Origin of the sequence: Streptomyces zagrosensis (assembly GCF_014203645.1) — a bacterium.
Classification (GTDB): Bacteria; Actinomycetota; Actinomycetes; order Streptomycetales; family Streptomycetaceae; genus Streptomyces; species Streptomyces zagrosensis.
The window spans coordinates 178,406-197,824 of sequence record NZ_JACHJL010000009.1 but is presented as its reverse complement, the minus strand read 5'-3'; the positions used below and the strand labels follow the sequence as shown (position 1 = coordinate 197,824).

Sequence of the window (19,419 nt, the reverse complement as noted above, 5' to 3'; positions counted from 1 at the left end):
GAACCGAGCGGGCCGCCCCGGCCGCCTCGCAAGCGCGCGGCCTGGAGCGGCCCGGGGAAGCCGTGACCGTACGGCTCAGTCGTTGGGCACCGTCTCGTAGCGCGGGGTGCCCTCCTCCATCTGGCGCAGGGCGTCTTTGCGGTCGCGCGAGGAGAGGCGGTCGATGTACAGGTAGCCGTGCAGGTGGTCCGTCTCGTGCTGGAGGCAACGTGCGAAGTAGCCCGTGCCCTTGACCTTGATCGGCTTGCCCTGGGCGTCCTGGCCGCGCACCTCGGCATAGTCCGGGCGGGGCATCGACGCGTAGGCGGTGGGCACCGACAGGCAGCCCTCGTTGGAGTCGTCCAGGTTGCGGCGCTCGGCGGGCAGGTCGATCAGGACCGGGTTGCAGATCGCGCCGACATGGCGGGCCCCCTCGTCGTCCAGGCAGTCGTAGACGAAGACCTTGCGGTCCACACCGATCTGGTTGGCGGCCAGGCCCACACCCTCAGCCGCCCGCTGGCTGGCGAACATGTCATCGATGAGCGCAGCCAGCTCGTCGTCGAACACGGTGACGTCCTGACACTCCTTGTGCAGCACCGGGTTGCCCACGACGGTGATGGGACGGGCCGTGCCGCGCTCGCGGTGAGCCTGCTCGCGCTCCTCACAGTCCTGGGTGTCGATGACGAACCCGTCCTCCGCCTCCGGCAGTGAGGACTCCTCGTTCACCTGCTGGTCGGTCTCTTGCTGCGCCATGGTCCGCCGTAAGCCTTCCTGGAATCTCTGCTTCGTCCCGCCCTACAGGGTACGGGCAACAGCAACCGCCCCGGTCCGCGATACGGCGGCAGCAGCGCCGCCCCGGCGCCCCCGGCAAACCCTCAGCAGACCTCTTCCAGGTCTCGCCACTCGCGCGTATCCGGGCTGTCCGCCACCCAGCCGTCCAGCAGGCCGCGCACCAGCCCGGCCGGGGCCGCGATGCCGCACTCCCGTTCCGGCATCCACAGCGATCCGGAGCCCGCCGTGCGGTGCCCGAGCGGGCCGGGGTGGCCAGGTTCGCTGTGGTCGTGCGGGTCCAGGTGCTCGCCGTCGCCCTCGTCGCTGGGCATCCGGCTTTCGGAACAGGAGCGGCACAGCAGCCGAACCGACGACGACCAGTCCTCGGCTGCGAAGCCCGCGTCCGCCGCCAGCCGCTCCAACGCGTCCCGGTCGATCTCGCGGGCCGCCTCGATGAGCACCACCCAGGTGGGCACGGGCGACGGTGCCCACAGCTCGATCTCGTCGAAGACGGGGTAGGAGGGCCCGGCGGCCGTGGTCCGCTCGCCGTGCGGCACGCCGTCGTGCAGCACGACCTCGCCCCAGCGCCGCCCCGAGGACGGCAGCGGAATGCTCAGCACCTCGATGCGGGCCGGGTCGAGGCGGCGACCCCACACGACCTCGGCCTCGCCCTCGGGCGAGAGCCGCACGGCCGCGCTGCCAAGATCCATGTCCACGGGGGTGCCGGCGGGCCCGGAGGTCACCGCCTGGTCGCCACGCGGCTTCAGCCCGTACGCCTGCCAGGCCCGGCGGGCCAGCGGCCAGTCCTGGAGCGCGGTGGCGGCAATGCCCACGTTCCACCAGTCGGGGGCCCCGGAGTCTCGGTCGAGCAGTGCGACGGCGCGCAGCCCGGCGGCCCGTGCCTGCTCCCAGTCATGCCGGAACTTATGCAGCAGGGCCAGGTTGAACCAGGACTCGGAGAGCCACGGCTCCAGATCGACGGCGCGCGTCAGCAGCGCGCCCGCGTCCTCGTACCGGCCGTCGCCGATGAGCGTGAACGCACGGTCGGTGGCCTGCCGCCAGGAAGCGGATGGCCGGTGCCGTACCTTGCCGAAGATCCTCACGATTCCCGCCTGCCGATTGCTGCGTCATTCCGCGCCAGTGCCCTTGCGAGCGGCGTCGCCCTCCCTGACGACAACCTGCCACATCTTCACGGACATCTCAGCCCGGCCCCCGAGATGTGGTCGGGGGATGGGGTGCACTACCCCTACTCCTTGCCGCCGGTCAGCGCCCCGACACCCCTTCACTCAGCTTTCTCCGCATCCAACCATGCCCATTCTGGGGCTCGCTCATTACCCATGGGTTCTGACAACCGCCTGCCAGACGTGGAACTGCTGAACGGAGGGTTACCAAGTCACCACCCAATTCGGCCCCCTCCCACCACTCCGACATCCACCGCACGGAACGCAAATTTCACCCTGCGATATCAATCGCGGGGCGCCCGTTGGAGCACCCGCGCCAGCGCCGCCACCACCGCCGGGTCGTACTCCCGCACCGTCCCTCGTTGTAACCGCCTCATCGCCCACAGCATTCCCCCCGGCCGCCCCGAGTCCGCCCCCGCGGCCGACCCTCCACCCGCATTCCAGCCCGCTCCCCCACCCGTATCCCAGTCCGTATTCCAGTCCGTGCCCCAGCCTGCTCCGCCATCGCGGTCCACCGGTTCTTGCGCGCCCTCGCCGCCGCTGGGGGCCGTGTGCACGCCCCGCGTCGAAGGGAGCGGTGCCGCGTCGCAAGGTGCCGCAGCGGATTGCGCACCAAGATCACCCGTGAGGTCTACGTACGCGTTGACCACCCGAACGATGCGAGCGGTGAGCGGCTGCTCCCGGTACGGTGCCGCCTGCTGTTCCACCACGACGGCAACCTCCGCCGGCACCCCGGTCTGCCGCACGACAGCGCCGCCGAGCAGGGCTATCCGACGCGCCTCAGGGGCCGGAAGCGGCTCGGTGGCCCCGGCCGGAACCGGATCGACCAGCGAAAGCTGACCGATGTCATGCATCAGGGCCGCACATTCGAGGACACTCAGCGCGCGCTCGGACAGGTCGAGTTCCCTGCCGACTTGCTGGCTGAGCAGCGCCACCCGCCGCGCATGCCCTGGCGGGGTATACCCGGCGATCTCCGTGGCACAGGCCAGCGAGGCGACGGTCTGCCGATAGGTGGCCCGCACGGCGGCGCCCCGGCGCAACGCACCCTGTGCGAGCAACAGCGGCACGCCGAAGACCGGCAGCGTCCACAGCCCGGCAGCGTCCACGGCGAGCGCCATCACCACACCCGTCGCACACACCACGACCCCCATGCCGAGGAGCGCGCGCAACTGGTCGCGCAGCAAGGGCGCGTACGACCCGTTGGTGCGCGCCCACGCGAACGTGGCGGTCAACAACGCGTCATACAGCGCCGTGAGAAGGAGAAGGGCCAGCAAGTACGGGACACGATGGGGCCCTTCGATGTGCCACGGGGCCAGCGGGCCACTGTGGTAGAGCGGTTGGCAGCAGGTGACGGCGAAGCCGACCGTGAGCACCCGGCGCACCAGGCGATCGACGCCAGGGCGTTGGCCGAGCGCGACGGGCACCACCAGACCGACCAGGCTTGCGGCGAGGACGATCGCGACGGTCTGCGCCACGCCGAACGCCCCCCGCTCGCCCGCTACCATGCCGAGCAACACATACGCGAGCGCCCCCGCAGCGGCCAGCGGAGTCGGCTCCCGCTCCCGCCCCAGCACCGCGTACTCACCTGCTTTCGGGCCACCATCGGCCGCTAGTGGGCGGCGTGTTGAGTCGGCTCGGGCCATCGGGGCCGTCCAGTCGCCGGGGCCTAGGAGGCCGGCCAGCGGGTCTTGCTCCGACGTGCCGCGGCTCCCGGGCGCGTCCAGGAGAGAGCAGGTGCCCGGCGTGGCCGTGCCCTGCTCAACTGCTTGCGGCGCCCCTGCTTCGGGCGTCGCTGCCCTCGGCGTCGCGGTGGCCGGCGCGGCCTCCCGGCAGCGGATGGCTTCCCCAGCGGCGATCAGCGCCCCGAACGCGAGCGCCATCCGGGGCGCGCTCAGCCCCTGCCACGCCGTCCAGCCGCACGAGGCGACGGCGAGGGCGCCGGCCACGCCGTAAGTGACGGCGACGGCGAGCGTCCCACCGGGGCGGGGGCAACTGCCCCACCCACCCGGCCGAAGCAACCGGCGGCGCGCGCGCCGCTGCTGGCGCCGGCTGCGCCCATCCCACTCCCCCGGCTCGTCGGCGCCCGCTGCCGCGTCGCTTGCCACGCCGGGGGGCAGGCCATCGTGTCCCGCACCCTTCGGCGCGGCGGCGTCAGCCATGCTCCTCGCCCCGAGGGGGACGCGCCGCATGCGCCGGGGCTGGCACCGACCGCAGGTCATCGGAGCGCGGGAACGGCACATCGCCGGGCACCCCGAGCACTCCCGAAGCCTTCGATCCCCTCACTCCCTTCGACCTCCTCGCGTCCCCCTGCCCCTTCCTATCGCTCGCGCCCTTCGGCTCACTTGACGCAACAGGTCTCACATCGGGCTCTGCCGTCGCGCCCGTATCCGCGCACCCATAAGCCTCTCGGCGCCCCGTCATGTCACCCTGCGCGCGATTCCCCTCGCCCTCCTCGGCGTACCCCCGACCGTGCACACCGCTCGCGTAAGCAGCCCCGTACGCCCCCTCAGCCGCCCCACGGTGCCCGCCTTCGCCCGCCCCACCTCGCAGGCTTTCGGGGGCCCCACCACCGTTCACGACACCGTGGAGGACGCTCTCGTACGCGTCGCCACACGTGCCCTCGTACGTCCGGCCATACGCGCCCTCGCGCACACGGTCGTACGCGCTTCCGTGCGCCCGGTGATCCGCAGGGCCATAGGCGGCCCCGGAGGCCAGGTAGGCGCAGCCGCTGTCGATGGCACCGCCGTGAGGTCCCGCCGCGTCGTACTCGATGCCATCGGCGGCAGTTTCGGGCTGCCAGCCGTGCCGGGCCAGTGCCCGGGCCAAGGCACGCACCATGCGGGGGTCGAACTGCGAGCCCGCGCAGCGCCTGAGCTCCTCGACCGCAGCGGCCACCGGTCGGGCGCGCCGATAGCTGCGGGTCGAGGTCATGGCGTCGAACGCGTCCGCGACCGCCACCACCCGCGCGGCCTCGGGGATCTCGTATCCGGCAAGGCCGTGCGGATAGCCGCTGCCGTCCAGCCGCTCGTGGTGGTGCAAGATCGCTGACCTGGCCTCGTCGAGGAAACCGATGCCGCGCACCATCGCGTCCCCGTGCTCGGGGTGCAGTTCGATGACGCTTCGCTCCTGCGGGGTCAGCGGCCCGTTCTTTCGCAGCAGCCGGGTCGGCACGCCGAGCTTGCCGACGTCGTGCAGCACCCCGGCGATCCGCAGCGTCTCCAGGCGCTCCTCCGCCATCCCCAACTCGCGGGCGATCAGCACCGCGGCGCGGCCCACGCGTTCGCCGTGCCCGCGCGTGTAGCGGTCCTTGAGGTCGACGGCCTGCACGAGGGCCCGCACCGTCGCCTGATGTGCGGCTCGCTCCCGGTAGCACTGTGCGAGGGCCCAGCAGGAGACGGCGATCGGCAGCAGCACGAGCAGGGCGGCCGGTGGCCCGTACGGGCTGCGCCACAGCACGGCCATCGTCAAACCTGCGAGCCCATGGAGCAGGTGCGGGGCGCAGGAGCGGACCAGCCAGGTGGACCAGGCCGTGCGCGGCTTGCTGCGTCCGGTAGTGCCCATGGCGCCGCGGTCAAGGACCACCACGACCAGGCAGCAGGCGAGCGCCGCGACGGCGGCGGGCAGCAGCGCATGCGGAACGTCGGCCGCCACGACCGCCGCCGGGCCATCCAGCGCCGCGAAGGCCGTGGCACCCGCGTACGAGGCGAGCGAGAGCCGTACGACGTCCCCCGCGCGGCTGACGGACATCGGCCGCTGCTCCCCCCGCCCGATGAGCGCGCCGGGAACGGGGACCAAGGCCGCCGCGGCCGGCGGCAGGAGGAAGGCCCCGGCGAGGAGCACCGGACTGCCCCATTCGGGTGGCGGGCCATCCACCGTGGCGGCGCGGCCCGTGCCGTACGCCGCGCGCCGGCTCACCTCCTGGCAGCCCGCGAAGACGAGCGCGAGCAGCACCACCGGAAGCCAGGCGGCGGCGTCGGAGGTCACCGGAAGGACCGCGGGACCCCAGACAAAGGTCATGGCGGAGCTGGAGAGGAAAGTCGTGGCAGGGCCGGAGATAAAGGCCGTGGCAGGGCCTGCCGTGAGGATCGGTAGGCCACAGATGGTCGCCGCTGATACGGCGCCCAGGATGGAGACGCGCGTTGCTCGCGGGAGTGCCCGCATGGTGCCCTTCCTCCCCGCCCACACAGGCTTCGACGTCAGGTTGGGGAGGATAGGACGGCCCGATGGCAAAAACGTCTGCTCAGGTGGAATCAGCCGCTCGGCGGGAACAGATACACACCTTCGGGTGACGATCTGGTGGCGCAAGGGTGGCGCGGCGCGCCATACCCGCCCACGTGTTCTAACGCCGACGAAGGGCGTGCACCGAGCCCCGCAGCGGTCCCGGTGACCCACCGTCCGTCGCGCACTTGGGCTGGTGCGCGGGCCGCGGCCTGCCGTACTGAACCGGGCCGCGTCCCTGGTCGCGTCGTACTGGGCTGGGCTGAATGCAGTGTCGCGTCGTACGGGGCTGGGGGCTGGGCTCCGCGATGTGCCGTACTGGCCCGAGGCGCGTGCCGCGGCATGCCGTACTGGCTTGGGCCGCCGCGCCTTACGACCTAGCCGAACACACCAATCCTGATGCCGCTGATGGCATGCACGACGTTCACGACCGTCACGGCACGGGTAGCCGAATCCTCGACGGCCGAGCGCTCGGTGGCACAGCGCTCACTTAGCCCAGCGCTCAGTTGGCGCAGCGCTCGGGCGTTCAGTCGCGGGCCGCGGTCTCCGCACCACTGTCGGCAGCCCCGGTGGCCGATGCCCCAAGGGTCTGGGCCGACGTCGAGGGAGCTGCGGTCGCCGGAGCCGAGGCGGCGGCTGTGGCCGTAGCCGCCCCGGGGATCGCGGCGGAATCGGACGCCGACGCGGCGTCCGTCTCCGCAGTGCCGGACTCCCGAGGGGCGGCCTTCGGGCCACCCCCGTGCACCGAGGCACCGGGGCCGGTCTCCAAGATCGCCTGGTCGGGGACGGCCTGGCCGGACCTGATCAACTCGATCCGGCCCATCACCTTCGAGCGCAGATCAGCTGGCACATCATCATGCCCGCAGCAGCGCTTGACGAGTTTCTTCACGGCCTGCTCCAGGCCGTATTTCTCCAAACACGGCGAGCACTCGTCGATGTGCACCTCAAACTTGGCGCAGTCGCCGTCCGGCATCTCGTGATCGAGAAACTCATACAGATGGTCGAGGACCTCAGAGCAGTCCGTCTCGTGCGGGTCACCGCAGCTCATGAGCTCGAGCCTTTCCGATCGTGCGACTCTTCCCCTGACGATGCCGGGGAGACCCCGCTCGACACAGCACCCGCGCCCGCAGGCACCAACCCGCGTCCACGGGCATAGTCCTCCAGCAGACCCCGCAACTGGCGGCGCCCACGGTGCAGTCGAGACATCACCGTACCGATAGGTGTACCCATGATGTCCGCGATCTCCTTGTAGGCAAACCCCTCAACGTCCGCCAGGTAGACCGCGATACGGAATTCCTCGGGAATCGCCTGGAGCGCTGCCTTCACGTCCGAATCGGGCAGGTGATCGAGCGCCTGCGATTCGGCGGAGCGGAGCCCGGTGGACATGTGCGACTCGGCGCGAGCGAGCTGCCAGTCCTCGATCTCCTCGGCGGCGCTGCGCTGCGGTTCGCGCTGCTTCTTGCGGTACGAGTTGATGAAGGTGTTGGTGAGAATGCGGTACAGCCACGCCTTGAGGTTGGTGCCCTCACGGAACTGATGGAAGGACGCATACGCCTTGGCGTAGGTCTCTTGAACCAGATCCTCGGCGTCGGCCGGGTTACGGGTCATCCGCAACGCGGCTGAATACATCTGGTCGAGGAAAGTGAGGGCATCTCGCTCGAAGCGGGCGTTTCGCTCGGCGGTGGTCTCGTTGTCGGCTCGGCTGGCGGTCTCGTTCTCGGCCTGGGCGGCCTCATTCTCATCGTGGCTCACCTGCGCCGCGGCGTCCTGCTGCCGCGCGTCAGCCGAGCCTCGCATCGTGCCGTCGGTCCCCGCGTCCGTCCCAGTGACCGGACCCACCTCCTCCAACACCGTGGCGAGACCGGATGCGGACCCGCTTGAGTCGGAGAATAGACGACGATCCGGCCCGCCCGCCGCTCCAGCCAGCGCGGACTGGTCTACCCGCACCTGCGACCACGCCAGGCCAGCGGTCTGCGGACGGGACGGGCAAACAAGCGAACCCATGCGGGAATCTCCCATTCCTCGTACTGATGCCGCTACGTTTTGATCTCTACGCCACGCACAACATCCGCGCCCCGGCCCGCATTCCCGGGCCTAATAACCGCTGCGATCCAGCCACCGCGTCACGGCGTCTGTGATCACGCTCACCGCCGCCTCCTGCGTCAGCTCAGCCTTCTTCGGCACCGCAAAGCCATGATCGGCCTCCGGAACCTCCACGATGTCGGTCCCATCGGGAAATTCGTCGGGTCGGCCGAACGGGTCTCGGCCACCTTGCACCACAAGCGTGGGCAACCCCGCGTCGAGCAGCTCGCCGGCGCGGGACTTCTCCGGCTTGCCGGGCGGGTGCAAGGGAAAGGAGAGCGCGAGTACCGCGCTGGCCCCCAGCTCCCGGCCGGTGCGGCAGGCCACCCGGGCGCCGGCGCTGCGCCCGCCCGCGATCACCGGCAGCCCTGGCCCGGCCAGGACCGGCCACACCGCGATCCAACCGGTGTCCAGCGTCCCCGGCGCCGGCGCCACCTTCTTCCCCGCGACCCGCCACGGCTGCTCCACCAGGGCCACACTCACGCCGCGCGGCGGCAGGGCCGCCGCCAGCGCACGCAGGTCCCTGGCCTCGATGCCACCACCCGCCCCGTGCCCCAGGGCCAGGACGACGCGGGCCCCGGGCGCGCGATGCCAGGTGACCCGCGCGTCTCCAGCGGGGGTCGCCACGGTTTCGCTCTCCCCCGCGGCCCCGGGCTCCGCCCCGCTCGGGCTCCCGCTGTCGCCCGTGCTCGTGTTCGCGGCGCCACCCGCGGCCTTGCTTCTGCTCACACCCGTGCTTCCGGCGCCGCCCGCGGCCTTGCCAGCCGCCCCGCCACCGTCCTTGTTCGCTGTCGTACGCATCCGCTCATCCTGCCCTCGCAACCGGGCCGCCGTCCCATTCCACCCGCCGGCGGGGCCCCCCGAGACCGCTCCCTGACCGTACGAAGACCGCCCAAAGCCAGCCCCACGGCCGAGCCACGACCCCGCCACGGCCCGACCACGAGAAAACAGCCGCGAGAAGACAGCCACGCGAAAACGACCGTCAGAAAGCAGCCGCTAGAACAGGGTTTCCTCCTCCGGCGCCGGCAGCTCCGCCAGCAGCTCCGGGCCGTTGTTGCGGACATTGCTCACATCCGTGGATACCGGGTAGGCCCGCAACAGCCCACCGGGCGGCGGCGTAAGCAGCGCCCGCAGGGACTCCTCGTCGGTGCGGGACGGGTCGAGCCAGGCAGCCCAGCGGTCCGAAGTCAGCATCAGCGGCATACGCGGGTGGATCTCCGCGAGCGAAGCCGGCCCGCTGGCGTCCGTGTCCCGGTTCGCCAACGGCTCGCTCTCAGCCTCCGTCGTGATCACCGTGCAGGTCGCCCACCACGCCTGCGGATGATCGTCGGGCAGCGTGCGGTCCCGCCAGAACTCGTAGAGCCCGGCCATTGCCATCACCGAGCCGTCCACGGGCGTAACGAAGTACGGCTGCTTACGCGGGCGCTTCTTGCGACCCCGCTCCTCCAACTGGCGCTCGTCGGCGCCGGTCACCCACTCGTAGTAGCCGTCCGCCGGTATCAGGCAACGCCGGGCAGTGAAGGGGCGCCGGAAGGAGGGCTTTTCGTGCACCGTCTCGGCCCGCGCGTTGATCATTTTCACGCCTACATCGGGCGACTTCGCCCACGACGGCACCAGGCCCCAGCGCAGCGTCCGGAGCTGGCGGACCGGGGCGGGGTCGGCCGACTGCTTCAGGGGCCGCTCCAGGATGGCGTACACGCTCTTGGTCGGCGCCACGTTCCAGTCCGGGGCCAGCGCCTCGGTCGGCTCCCCCTGCGTCACGCCGAACAGCCCGACCAGTTCCTCGGGCTTCCTGCTCGCCGCGTACCGTCCGCACATCTCGCTACCCCTCTTACCTGCTTACTGCCTCTGAGCACCGCACCGTTGCCCCACCCATGCTGCCGCACTGGCCCAGCGCTCCGTGCAGCAATCGCCCCAGTCGTCGGCCCGCATCCCGACGTCACCCGCTGTAACGCGCGTATCGGGCACCCCGCGCGCCCCACACACCCGCACCCGCACTCCCATGCGCTCACCCGCACTCCCCACCTTCACGGATGGCCCGTGGCTCGACCTCGGGGCGTACGCGTGGAACCCCGCCTCCCGCCGCCGCGTTTTTCATACCGTCCGCCCGGAGTGCCAGACTGCGTCATTCATCACCCCGGCCAGGTCCCACTGAACCCGCTAGACCCGATAGACCCGAGAACCCGCTAGACCCGCTAGACCCGCTAGACCCACCAAACGATCAGACCCGCCAAACGATCAGGCCAACCGGGGACGAGCCCGGGACCCAAGGAGCCGCCCGCACATGGACAGCACCAGCGCAACCGAGCTGTGGGACCGCGTCGTCGGCACCCAGCCCGACCCCTCGCAGTGGCTGGTTGCGATCACCGGCCTGATCGCGCTGGCGACCGTGGTCTACCGCACCACGTGGCGCCTGAGCCGCAACGCCATCACCATCGCCCACGAGGGTGGTCACGGGATCATCGCGCTGCTCAGCGGGCGCCGCCTGGACGGCATCCGACTGCACTCCGACACCTCCGGGCTGACCCTCTCGCGAGGCAAGCCCACCGGACTCGGCATGATCCTCACCGCGGCAGCCGGCTACACCGCGCCCTCACTCCTGGGTCTTGGCGGCGCCTGGCTACTCGCCGCAGGGCACATCACAGCGCTGCTGTGGGGCGCAACCGCGCTGCTGATCGCCATGCTGGTGATGATCCGCAATGCGTACGGGGTGCTGTCGGTCGTGGTCACCGGCGCGATATTCCTGCTCATCTCCTGGCTGACGGAGCCCGAGGTGCAGGCGGCGTTCGCGTACGGCGTGGTGTGGTTCCTGCTGCTGGGCGGGGTGCGCCCGCCGTTCGAACTCCAGCGCAAGCGCCAGTACGGGCACGCCGGGGACTCCGACCCGGACCAGCTCGCCCGGCTCACCCATGTGCCCGCCGCAATGTGGATGTTTTTCTTCCACACGGTCACGCTGTGTTCGCTGGTCGGCGGCGGGCGCTGGCTACTCGCCCTGTGAACGACCTTGGCCGAGCAGACTTCTAGCAGTGCCGTGTTACGGAGGGGATTCACCGTTTTTGATCGAGATTCGTCCTCCGGCGGAGCCACTAAAGTAAGGCTCATGACCGGCACTGAGACTTTTCCAGACGACGCACTCGCGCTCTGGCCCGCTCCGCTCGCGCACGGAGCGGTCAATGCGACCGTCACCGTGCCCGGTTCCAAGTCCGTCACCAACCGCGGCCTGGTCCTGGCTGCACTCGCCGCCGAACCTGGCTGGCTGCGCCGCCCGCTGCGCTCGCGCGACACCCTGCTCATGGCCGAGGCGCTGCGCGCCATGGGCGTCGGCGTCGAGGAGACCATCGCGTCGAACTCCGCCACCTCCGCTGCTCCCGGCTCCCCCGGCGAACCCGACGCCCCCGAGGGCGGCGGTGAGGCATGGCGGGTGATCCCCGCCGGTTTGCACGGTCCGGCCACCGTGGACGTCGGCAACGCCGGTACGGTCATGCGCTTCCTGCCGCCGGTCGCCGCTCTCGCAGAGGGGCCGATTCGGTTCGACGGCGACCCTCGTTCGTATGAACGCCCGCTGCACGGCGTGATCGACGGGCTACGCGCCCTCGGCGCCCGCATCGACGACGACGGCCGCGGCGCACTGCCGCTGACCGTGCACGGCAACGGCATCATCGACGGCGGCCCGGTCCGTATCGACGCCTCCTCCTCCTCACAGTTCGTCAGCGCCCTGCTGTTGTCGGGCTCGCGCTTCAACCAGGGCGTCGAGGTGCGGCACGTGGGGTCCACGCTGCCGTCGATGCCGCACATTCGGATGACCGTGGACATGCTGCGCAGCGCGGGCGCCGCCGTGGACACCCCCGAGTCGGGCGGTGAGCCCGATGTGTGGCGGGTGGCACCGAGCGCGCTGCTCGGCCGGGACCTGGTGGTCGAGCCCGACCTGTCCAACGCGGCCCCCTTCCTGGCCGCGGCGCTGGTCACCGGCGGCCGGGTGACCATCCCCGACTGGCCCGAGCACACCACCCAGCCCGGTGACGCACTGCGCGGCATCTTCACCGACATGGGCGGCTCCTGTGAGTTCACCGCCACATCGGACGGCACGGCGCTGACCTTCACCGGCACCGGTCGCATCACCGGCATCGACGCCGACCTGCACGAGGTGGGCGAGTTGACGCCGGTGATCGCCGCGGTCGCCGCGCTGGCCGACTCCGAGTCGGTGCTGCGCGGCATCGCCCATCTACGGCTACACGAGACCGACCGGCTCGCGGCGCTGGCCAAGGAACTGAACGAGTTGGGCAGCGACGTCACCGAAACCGAGGACGGGCTGCGCATCAGGCCACGCCCGCTGCACGGCGGCATCTTCCACACCTACGAGGACCACCGGCTCGCCACCGCAGCCGCCGTGCTCGGCCTCACCGTCCCCGGCGTCCAGGTGGAAAACGTCGCCACCACCGCCAAGACCCTGCCCGACTTCCCCGGCCTGTGGACAGGGATGCTCGGCTCGCCAGCCGGGCCGGCCCCGATGTCGAGGGTCTGAGCGTCCGACGATGCGCCGCTACGGAAAGCACCCGGACGAGGACGACGTACGCATCCGCCCAGGTCGCAAGGGCAGCCGCCCGCGCACCACCATCCGCCCCAAGCATGAGGACGCCGTACCCGGCTTCGTGCTCACCGTGGACCGGGGCCGGATCACCTGTCTGGTCGAAGACCGGACGATCCATGCCATGAAGGCCCGCGAGCTAGGCCGCAAGGGAGTGGTGGTCGGCGACCAGGTGGCCATCGTCGGCGACCTGACCGGCGACAAGGACACCCTGGCCCGCATCGTGCGGGTCGAGCCACGCACGTCTGTGCTGCGCAGAACGGCCGACGACGACGATCCGTACGAGCGGGTGGTGGTCGCCAACGCCGATCAGCTCGCGATCGTCACCGCGCTCGCCGACCCCGAACCGCGCCCCCGGCTCATCGACCGCTGCCTGGTGGCGGCCTTCGACGCCGGCCTGGAGCCGCTGCTCGTGTTGACCAAGTCGGACCTGGCGCCGGCCGAAACGCTACTGGCGACGTACAAGTTGCTCGATGTGCCGCACGTGGTCACCAGCCGCGATGACCTGATCGACGATGCCACGGCCGACCAGGTCAGGGAACAGCTCGCCGGGCGGGTCACCGCCTTCGTCGGACACTCCGGGGTCGGCAAGACAACGCTCGTCAACGCCCTGGTTCCGGCCCGCAAACGCGCCACGGGGCTGGTCAACGCGGTCACCGGACGCGGTCGGCACACCACCACATCGGCGCTCGCCCTACCACTCCCGGACGGCACCGGTTGGGTGATCGACACCCCGGGCGTGCGCTCCTTCGGGCTGCACCACGTGGACCCGGGGCGCGTCATCCACGCCTTCCCCGATCTGGAGGCGGGCACCGAGGGCTGTCCGCGCGCCTGTAGCCACGACGAACCCGACTGTGCACTCGATGCATGGGTCGCCGAGGGGCACGCCGATGGGGATCGGCTCTACTCGCTACGCAGGCTGCTCGCAACCCGCGAACGGCGCGAGGGGGACTGAGTACATCCAAAGGGAACACCGGGACGACGTTTGCCCGTTGATCTCCGAGGTACATCCTTAATCGCACACAGACCGAACGTGGGAGGCAATCTGATGGCGTGGCTGCTCGTTGTGGTCGCCGGCCTCCTGGAGACCGGCTTCGCCATCTGCCTCAAGCTCTCCCACGGCTTTACCCGGCTCTGGCCAACGGTCGCCTTCTGCATCTTCGCGCTCGGCAGCTTCGGGCTGCTCACCCTCTCCTTGAAGAAGCTGGACGTCGGCCCGGCGTACGCGGTGTGGACGGGGATCGGCGCGGCGGGCACGGCGATCTACGGCATGATTTTTCTGGACGACCTGGTCTCCACCTTCAAGATCGTTTCTATCTCGTTGGTCATCGTGGGCGTGATCGGCCTCCAGCTCTCCAGCACGACACACTGAGCGCTGCTTTGCGCGCGGGCCAGCCGTCGGCCGATTGTGGCGCGGGGCCCAGCCGCGGTGGGCTCAGCGCCAGCTCGGCTCGCCCTGCCCAGCCGTACGCCACGGCACCAGCACCTCGCGGACCAGCCAGGCCACCTCGTCCGGCTTGCCCGGGGCGACTACGTACGACACCGCTAGCCGCGCCGCGGTCTCGCACACTCGCGCCAGATCAGCCGCCGACTCCGGTGGCCAGTCGTCGCTGAGTGCCGCCAGTGATCGATCGCTGACGGTTTGCACCAGTTCCACGGGGGTTGGCAGCGACGCGCCCGGCCCCGCGGCATCCACGGGCCTGTCCACCACTACCGGCCCCCGCCCGGCGTCCGTCGCGGGGCGCAGTTCCCGGTGGGCCGCCACGGATGCGCTACCCGGCGCCGGCCGCTGCCCGGGGAGCGCCGGTGGCCCGGCCGCCGGGGCCGGGAGCCAGTCATCCCAGCAGCCGGTCAGCGCCGCCCGTACGAGCGCATTGTCACGCGCTACTCGTACGGTCCACACGGCGGCAGCGGCCAGCCGGTCACCGGGATCGCTCGCATCGTCGGCAGCCACCAACGCCCGTTCCACGCCCCGGAGATACGCCTCCGCCTCGCGCCGCATCAGCGCCCTGGCCAGGCCGTCCTTATTGCCGAACTCGTTGTAGAGGGTCTGCCGGGACACCCCGGCAGCGGCGGCTACATCCACCATCCGCACCCCGGCCCACGGGCGGCGACCCAGAGCGACAAAAGCGGCATTCAGTAAAACTTCACGCGCTGTAGGCATCGTTGCCTCCCAGGCCCGGACAGCCAACATGGCTGCCGTGCGCCACAGAATTGACGCGCCGCCAGACGCTGTCAATAGCCCCCGCGAGCGCCGAATCGTCCCGCTTGTGCGAGGTAGTGTGCGAGCATGCCCGACTACCACGATGATCTGCGGCTCGCACAGGTGCTGGCGGACGCGGCCGACTCCGCGACCATGGAACGGTTCAAGGCTCTGGACCTCAAGGTCGAGACCAAACCCGATATGACACCCGTCAGTGATGCCGACAAGGCCGCCGAAGAGCTGATCCGCACGTCATTGCAGCGTGCACGGCCGCGGGACGCGGTGGTCGGCGAGGAGTTCGGCAGCGAGGGCGCCGGCCCACGCCGTTGGGTGATCGACCCGATCGACGGCACCAAGAACTACGTACGCGGCGTACCGGTATGGGCCACCCTCATCGCCTTGATGGAGCGCGGCGAGGGCGGCGACCGACCGGTGGTCGGCATGGTGTCGGCCCCGGCGCTCGGCCGTCGCTGGTGGGCCGCGGAGGGGCTCGGCGCTTACACCGGGCGTAGCCTCTCGTCGGCCAGCCGGATCGCGGTGTCCAAGGTCAACACGCTCACCGATGCCTCATTCGGCTACGCCTCGCTCAGCGGCTGGGAGGAGCGCGGGAAGCTCGACAGCTTCTTGGATTTGACCCGCGACTGCTGGCGCACCCGCGGATACGGCGATTTTTGGCCGTACATGATGGTCGCCGAAGGCTCGGTCGATCTTTGCGCCGAGCCGGAGTTGTCGCTGTGGGACATGGCCGCCAACGCGGTCATCGTGCAGGAGGCGGGCGGCCGGTTCACCGGGCTCGACGGAAGGCCCGGGCCACACAGCGGCAACGCCGCTGCCTCCAATGGCCTGCTCCACGAGGAACTGCTCAACCGCCTCGGGTAACACGCCCCGCCCCGCAGTAGCCCTTGCCTCGCGGTAGCGCCCAGCACCGCCGCCGGCCGGCCATCCGCCGGCGGCGGTTGCCGCCGTGGCGCACCCTTATCGGTGCTCCCCCATGGCGCGCCCCATACAGGCGTTTTCCACCCGAGCCCGTCTCAGGTGTTCCCTTTTGGTGCCTCCTTCAGGTGACAGCACAGTGCGCCCCATTCGGGCGCCTCGCGCGCCCTTGTCACCGGCGCCGACGTCGATTGCACTGGGGAAAACCGCCGCTTTGAGCCTCGGCGAGTCGGGCAGCGCCGGAGCGGTCCGCGCCATGTCCCCCTGTTCGGGCTCTTGTTGTGCCGGCCAACCCATGTGAATATGAGAATCCTCCCGCTTGTGCGCTTGTGAATGCTTTCCCGAGGTGCCCTTGGGCGCAGGGTTCGCCGAGCGGGTTCTCCAAGGAGGTGGCTCCAGCCCATGCCCACTCTCGTCCGCGACGCCATGAGCACGGTGGTCCTCACCATCGGCCCCCATCACACCCTCCGCCAGGCCGCCCACCTGATGGCCGATCGCCGGGTCGGCGCGGCGGTCGTCCTCGACACCGACACCAGCGGACTCGGCATTCTCACCGAGCGCGACGTCCTGAACTCCCTAGGCGCAGGCCAAAATCCCGACCATGAGACCGCACAGGCCCACACCACCACGGATGTCGTCTACGCCGCACCCGAGTGGACCCTCGAAGAGGCCGCCCAGGCGATGACACGAGGCGGGTTCCGGCATCTCATCGTGCTCAACGACCGCGAACCGGTCGGACTCGTATCCGTACGCGACATCATCCGCTACTGGTCCCGCGCCGGTCAGCCAAGGAGCGCACTAGCGAGTGTGAGCCCGGCCCGCACGGTGTAACCGCGCGTCATCCCCGCAGTTCAACCCCGTACTTCAAGCCAGGCGGACCCGGCGAGTTCCACGCTCTTGCGAAGCACGCCGGCCCCACCCCGGTCACGCCCCACCCCCGTCACACACAGCTCACTGGCACCCGCGCCTAGGCACCCCATGCTTTCCGGTGCTCCCCGGCGATCTCCAGGTGCACGAAGAGGCCGGAGCCCCATGGCGTCCGGCCTCTTCGGTTAGTACGGCAAGCAACCGTTCCACCGTCCACACAGCGGGCCACCGGCTCCAGGGAGTCGAGTCGGTATGCCCGCTGCGCGGACGACTCAGCCGCGTAGGGCCTGGACCGCGGCCTCCAGCCGCTTGCCGTAGTCCGCGTCCGCCTTGCGGAAGTTCGCGATGGCTCGCTCGGCGATGTCCTCGCGCGACACCTGGGAGATGGAGCCCGCCAGGTTGGCGATCAGGCGCTCCTTCTCGTCCTCCGACATCAGCCGGTACAGGTTGCCCGCCTGCACGAAGTCGTTGTCCTCGGCATGCAAGGGCGTGGTCTCGCTGCCCGTGATGCCGCTGACCGCGATCGGCTGCCAGGACGGGGCGTTGGTCTGGGCGGGGCCGCCGAAGCTGTTGGGCTCGTAGTTCTTCGCGCCCCCGTGCCGTCCGTCGTACGCGAGGCCATCGCGGCTGTAGTTACGCGCCTCGGTGGCGTGCGGCCGGTTGACCGGCAGGTGGTCGGCGTTGATGCCCACCCGGTAGCGGTGCGCATCGCCGTAGGCGAACAGCCGGCCCTGGAGCATCTTGTCCGGGGAGGGGCCTATACCGGGCACGAAGTGCGCGGGCGAGAAGATCGACTGCTCGACCTCGGCGAAGACGTTTTCGGGGTTGCGGTTGAGCTCCAACTTGCCGAACTCAATCGGCGGGTAGTCCGCGTGCGGCCAGACCTTGGTCAGGTCGAACGGGTTGAAGCGGTAGGTCGCCGCATCGGCCACCGGCATGACCTGGATCTGCACGGTCCAGCTCGGGAACTCGCCCCGCTCAATGGCCGTACGCAGATCACGCTGGTGGCTGTCGGGGTCCTGCCCGGCCAGCACAGCGGCTTCTTCGGCCCGCAGGTTCTTGATGCCCTGGTCGGTCTTGAAGTGGTACTTGACCCAGAAGGCTTCGCCCGCCGCGTTGTTCCACTGATAGGTGTGCGAGCTGAAGCCATCCATGTGACGGTACGAGGCGGGTATGCCACGGTCACCGAAGAGCCACGTCACCTGGTGCGTGGACTCCGGCGAAAGCCCCCAGAAGTCCCAGACGTTGTCCGCCTCCTGCGAGCCGGTGTACGGGTCCCGCTTTTGGGTGTGGATGAAGTCGGGGAACTTGATGGCGTCCCTGACGAAGAACACCGGAGTGTTATTGCCGACGAGGTCGTAGTTACCCTCCTCGGTGTAGAACTTCAGCGAGAAGCCACGCGGGTCCCGCACCGCGTCGGGCGCGCCCAGGTTGCCCGCCACCGTGGAAAAGCGCAGGAAGGTCTCGGTCTGCTTGCCAACCTCGGAAAGGAAGTGCGCCCGGGTGTACCGGGTCACGTCCGCGGTCACCGTAAAAGTGCCATACGCGCCCGCGCCCCGTGCGTGCACCACGCGCTCCGGTATGCGCTCGCGGTTGAAGTGCGCCAGCTTCTCCAACAGCGACTGATCTTGCACCAGCACCGGGCCACCGACGCCCGCGGTCTCACTGTTCTGGTTGTCGGCGACCGGAGCACCGGCCTCCGTAGTCAGCGGTCCTGCCGACTGAGCCGTCTCGCCCTGAACCGTCACGTGCGCCTCCTGCGTATCGTCCTGTCCCTTGGCCTGAGCCGTAACCGATCCTACATTGGACTTTGTCTAAGTCAAGACGAAATGGAGAGACGTACGAAGTCTGGTCATGGACAGACACTGCTACTCTGGTCCTATCTGACTGATAGGTGATTGGCATGAGTGACCTGCTAGAACGACTCCGGGGACGCGGTTGGCGACTGACCGCCCAGCGACGCGTCGTGGCCGAGGTCCTCAACGGGGACCATGTGCACTACACCGCCGATGAGGTACACGCCCTGGCGACGAGCCGGCTGCCCGAGATCTCCCGGGCGACCGTCTACAACACCCTTGGCGAATTGGTGTCGCTCGGCGAGGTCATTGAGGTGAGCACGGACGGCCGCGCCAAGCGGTACGACCCCAACGCCCACCACGACCACCACCACCTGGTATGCAGCCGCTGCGGAACCATCCGCGACGTGCACCCCGCTGGCAACCCGCTCTCCGATCTGCCCGAGCAGGAGCGTTTCGGTTTTGCGGTCACCGCGGTCGAGGTCACCTACCGAGGCGTCTGCCCCTCCTGCGCAAGCGCCTGACGGCCCGTTCGAAGCGCCATCGCGGGCGCTGAACCAACAGAGCTCGGCGTTGAGGGCCGGTCCCAACTGGGCTGTGTGGCACGGGAGTACGGCATAACGTCCGCGCGCTGGCCCACCGGCCCGCCGCCCCACTGCTTCACCGGCACTGCCCCCCCCCCAGGTGATGCCCCGCCGCCCCTGCGCGACTGCTCCTGCGCGGCTACTCCTGCACAGCCGCCGGCACCGGCGGCCCACATACGTGCCCGCTGTTCCGCTTCCCGGCGGCCCTGCCAAGCCCGAT

Annotated in this window: 14 protein-coding genes and 3 pseudogenes; 7 read left to right on the top strand and 10 right to left on the bottom strand. The window is 70.1% G+C overall.

Annotated elements, in window-relative coordinates:
• Positions 1 to 75: 75 nt before the first annotated feature.
• The 8 genes and pseudogenes from def to FHS42_RS18735 all read right to left on the bottom strand — a co-directional run bounded on the left by def (position 76) and on the right by FHS42_RS18735 (position 10,049).
• Positions 76 to 732 (bottom strand): peptide deformylase, encoded by a 657-nt coding sequence (gene def / locus FHS42_RS18770; RefSeq protein ID WP_184573397.1) that lies wholly within the window; start codon positions 730 to 732, stop codon positions 76 to 78.
• A gap of 122 nt (positions 733 to 854) precedes the next feature.
• Positions 855 to 1,853, bottom strand: coding sequence for a tetratricopeptide repeat protein (locus FHS42_RS18765; protein ID WP_184573396.1), 999 nt, complete (start codon positions 1,851 to 1,853; stop codon positions 855 to 857).
• Between the two features lie 689 nt (positions 1,854 to 2,542).
• Positions 2,543 to 3,613 (bottom strand): annotated as a pseudogene (locus FHS42_RS39140) (HD domain-containing protein); the annotation flags it as partial.
• Positions 3,614 to 4,703: 1,090 nt separating this feature from the next.
• Positions 4,704 to 6,092: pseudogene (locus FHS42_RS18755) on the bottom strand (HD-GYP domain-containing protein); the annotation flags it as partial.
• Positions 6,093 to 6,906: 814 nt separating this feature from the next.
• A pseudogene (gene rsrA, locus FHS42_RS18750) lies at positions 6,907 to 7,197 on the bottom strand (mycothiol system anti-sigma-R factor); the annotation flags it as partial.
• Positions 7,194 to 8,153, bottom strand: a complete 960-nt coding sequence (locus FHS42_RS18745) for a sigma-70 family RNA polymerase sigma factor (RefSeq protein ID WP_221476647.1) — start codon at positions 8,151 to 8,153, stop codon at positions 7,194 to 7,196. The gene FHS42_RS18745 and the pseudogene rsrA, both read right to left, overlap by 4 nt.
• A 90-nt stretch (positions 8,154 to 8,243) precedes the next feature.
• A complete protein-coding gene (locus FHS42_RS18740) occupies positions 8,244 to 9,032 on the bottom strand; it encodes an alpha/beta hydrolase family protein (RefSeq protein WP_246494961.1) in 789 nt (262 codons plus the stop codon).
• Positions 9,033 to 9,227: 195 nt separating this feature from the next.
• Complete coding sequence (locus FHS42_RS18735) at positions 9,228 to 10,049, bottom strand: SOS response-associated peptidase (protein ID WP_184573395.1); 822 nt, start codon at positions 10,047 to 10,049, stop codon at positions 9,228 to 9,230.
• Positions 10,050 to 10,515: 466 nt separating this feature from the next.
• On the opposite strand from FHS42_RS18735, the gene FHS42_RS18730 reads away from it, so the two are divergent.
• The 4 genes from FHS42_RS18730 (at position 10,516) to FHS42_RS18715 (ending at position 14,188) form a co-directional block, all read left to right on the top strand.
• Positions 10,516 to 11,229: a M50 family metallopeptidase gene (locus FHS42_RS18730; protein ID WP_184573394.1), complete on the top strand. Its 714-nt coding sequence runs from the start codon at positions 10,516 to 10,518 to the stop codon at positions 11,227 to 11,229.
• Between the two features lie 102 nt (positions 11,230 to 11,331).
• Positions 11,332 to 12,753 carry a 3-phosphoshikimate 1-carboxyvinyltransferase gene (aroA, locus tag FHS42_RS18725; protein ID WP_184573393.1) on the top strand — a complete coding sequence of 474 codons (1,422 nt, stop codon included), beginning with the start codon at positions 11,332 to 11,334 and terminating at the stop codon, positions 12,751 to 12,753.
• A 10-nt stretch (positions 12,754 to 12,763) separates the two neighbouring features.
• Positions 12,764 to 13,771 (top strand): ribosome small subunit-dependent GTPase A, encoded by a 1,008-nt coding sequence (rsgA, locus tag FHS42_RS18720; RefSeq protein WP_184573392.1) that lies wholly within the window; start codon positions 12,764 to 12,766, stop codon positions 13,769 to 13,771.
• A 93-nt stretch (positions 13,772 to 13,864) separates the two neighbouring features.
• Positions 13,865 to 14,188 carry a DMT family transporter gene (locus FHS42_RS18715; RefSeq protein WP_184573553.1) on the top strand — a complete coding sequence of 108 codons (324 nt, stop codon included), beginning with the start codon at positions 13,865 to 13,867 and terminating at the stop codon, positions 14,186 to 14,188.
• Positions 14,189 to 14,251: 63 nt separating this feature from the next.
• Here FHS42_RS18715 and FHS42_RS18710 read toward each other — a convergent pair whose 3' ends face one another.
• The gene (locus FHS42_RS18710; protein ID WP_184573391.1) at positions 14,252 to 14,980 is read right to left on the bottom strand and encodes a TetR/AcrR family transcriptional regulator; all 729 of its coding nucleotides are present in this window, start codon (positions 14,978 to 14,980) and stop codon (positions 14,252 to 14,254) included.
• A 126-nt stretch (positions 14,981 to 15,106) separates the two neighbouring features.
• Here FHS42_RS18710 and hisN point away from each other — a divergent pair, with 126 nt between their 5' ends.
• Both hisN and FHS42_RS18700 read left to right on the top strand, forming a co-directional pair.
• The gene (gene hisN / locus FHS42_RS18705; RefSeq protein WP_184573390.1) at positions 15,107 to 15,898 is read left to right on the top strand and encodes a histidinol-phosphatase; all 792 of its coding nucleotides are present in this window, start codon (positions 15,107 to 15,109) and stop codon (positions 15,896 to 15,898) included.
• Between the two features lie 456 nt (positions 15,899 to 16,354).
• Positions 16,355 to 16,783, top strand: coding sequence for a CBS domain-containing protein (locus FHS42_RS18700; RefSeq protein WP_184573389.1), 429 nt, complete (start codon positions 16,355 to 16,357; stop codon positions 16,781 to 16,783).
• Between the two features lie 308 nt (positions 16,784 to 17,091).
• Here the strand turns inward: FHS42_RS18700 and FHS42_RS18695 are convergent, their stop codons facing one another.
• Positions 17,092 to 18,567, bottom strand: coding sequence for a catalase (locus tag FHS42_RS18695; protein ID WP_184573388.1), 1,476 nt, complete (start codon positions 18,565 to 18,567; stop codon positions 17,092 to 17,094).
• A 155-nt stretch (positions 18,568 to 18,722) separates the two neighbouring features.
• On the opposite strand from FHS42_RS18695, the gene FHS42_RS18690 reads away from it, so the two are divergent.
• Positions 18,723 to 19,139, top strand: a complete 417-nt coding sequence (locus FHS42_RS18690; RefSeq protein ID WP_184573387.1) for a Fur family transcriptional regulator — start codon at positions 18,723 to 18,725, stop codon at positions 19,137 to 19,139.
• The last annotated feature ends 280 nt before the right edge of the window (positions 19,140 to 19,419 follow it).

What these genes read in the sequence shown, in the direction of transcription:
- def (WP_184573397.1), bottom strand. Translation starts at nt 732, where the DNA reads ATGGCGCAGCAAGAGACCGACCAGCAGGTGAACGAGGAGTCCTCACTG.
- FHS42_RS18745 (WP_221476647.1), bottom strand. Translation starts at nt 8,153, where the DNA reads ATGGGTTCGCTTGTTTGCCCGTCCCGTCCGCAGACCGCTGGCCTGGCG.
- FHS42_RS18740 (WP_246494961.1), bottom strand. Translation starts at nt 9,032, where the DNA reads ATGCGTACGACAGCGAACAAGGACGGTGGCGGGGCGGCTGGCAAGGCC.
- FHS42_RS18735 (WP_184573395.1), bottom strand. Translation starts at nt 10,049, where the DNA reads ATGTGCGGACGGTACGCGGCGAGCAGGAAGCCCGAGGAACTGGTCGGG.
- FHS42_RS18730 (WP_184573394.1), top strand. Translation starts at nt 10,516, where the DNA reads ATGGACAGCACCAGCGCAACCGAGCTGTGGGACCGCGTCGTCGGCACC.
- aroA (WP_184573393.1), top strand. Translation starts at nt 11,332, where the DNA reads ATGACCGGCACTGAGACTTTTCCAGACGACGCACTCGCGCTCTGGCCC.
- rsgA (WP_184573392.1), top strand. Translation starts at nt 12,764, where the DNA reads ATGCGCCGCTACGGAAAGCACCCGGACGAGGACGACGTACGCATCCGC.
- FHS42_RS18715 (WP_184573553.1), top strand. Translation starts at nt 13,865, where the DNA reads ATGGCGTGGCTGCTCGTTGTGGTCGCCGGCCTCCTGGAGACCGGCTTC.
- FHS42_RS18710 (WP_184573391.1), bottom strand. Translation starts at nt 14,980, where the DNA reads ATGCCTACAGCGCGTGAAGTTTTACTGAATGCCGCTTTTGTCGCTCTG.
- hisN (WP_184573390.1), top strand. Translation starts at nt 15,107, where the DNA reads ATGCCCGACTACCACGATGATCTGCGGCTCGCACAGGTGCTGGCGGAC.
- FHS42_RS18700 (WP_184573389.1), top strand. Translation starts at nt 16,355, where the DNA reads ATGCCCACTCTCGTCCGCGACGCCATGAGCACGGTGGTCCTCACCATC.
- FHS42_RS18690 (WP_184573387.1), top strand. Translation starts at nt 18,723, where the DNA reads ATGAGTGACCTGCTAGAACGACTCCGGGGACGCGGTTGGCGACTGACC.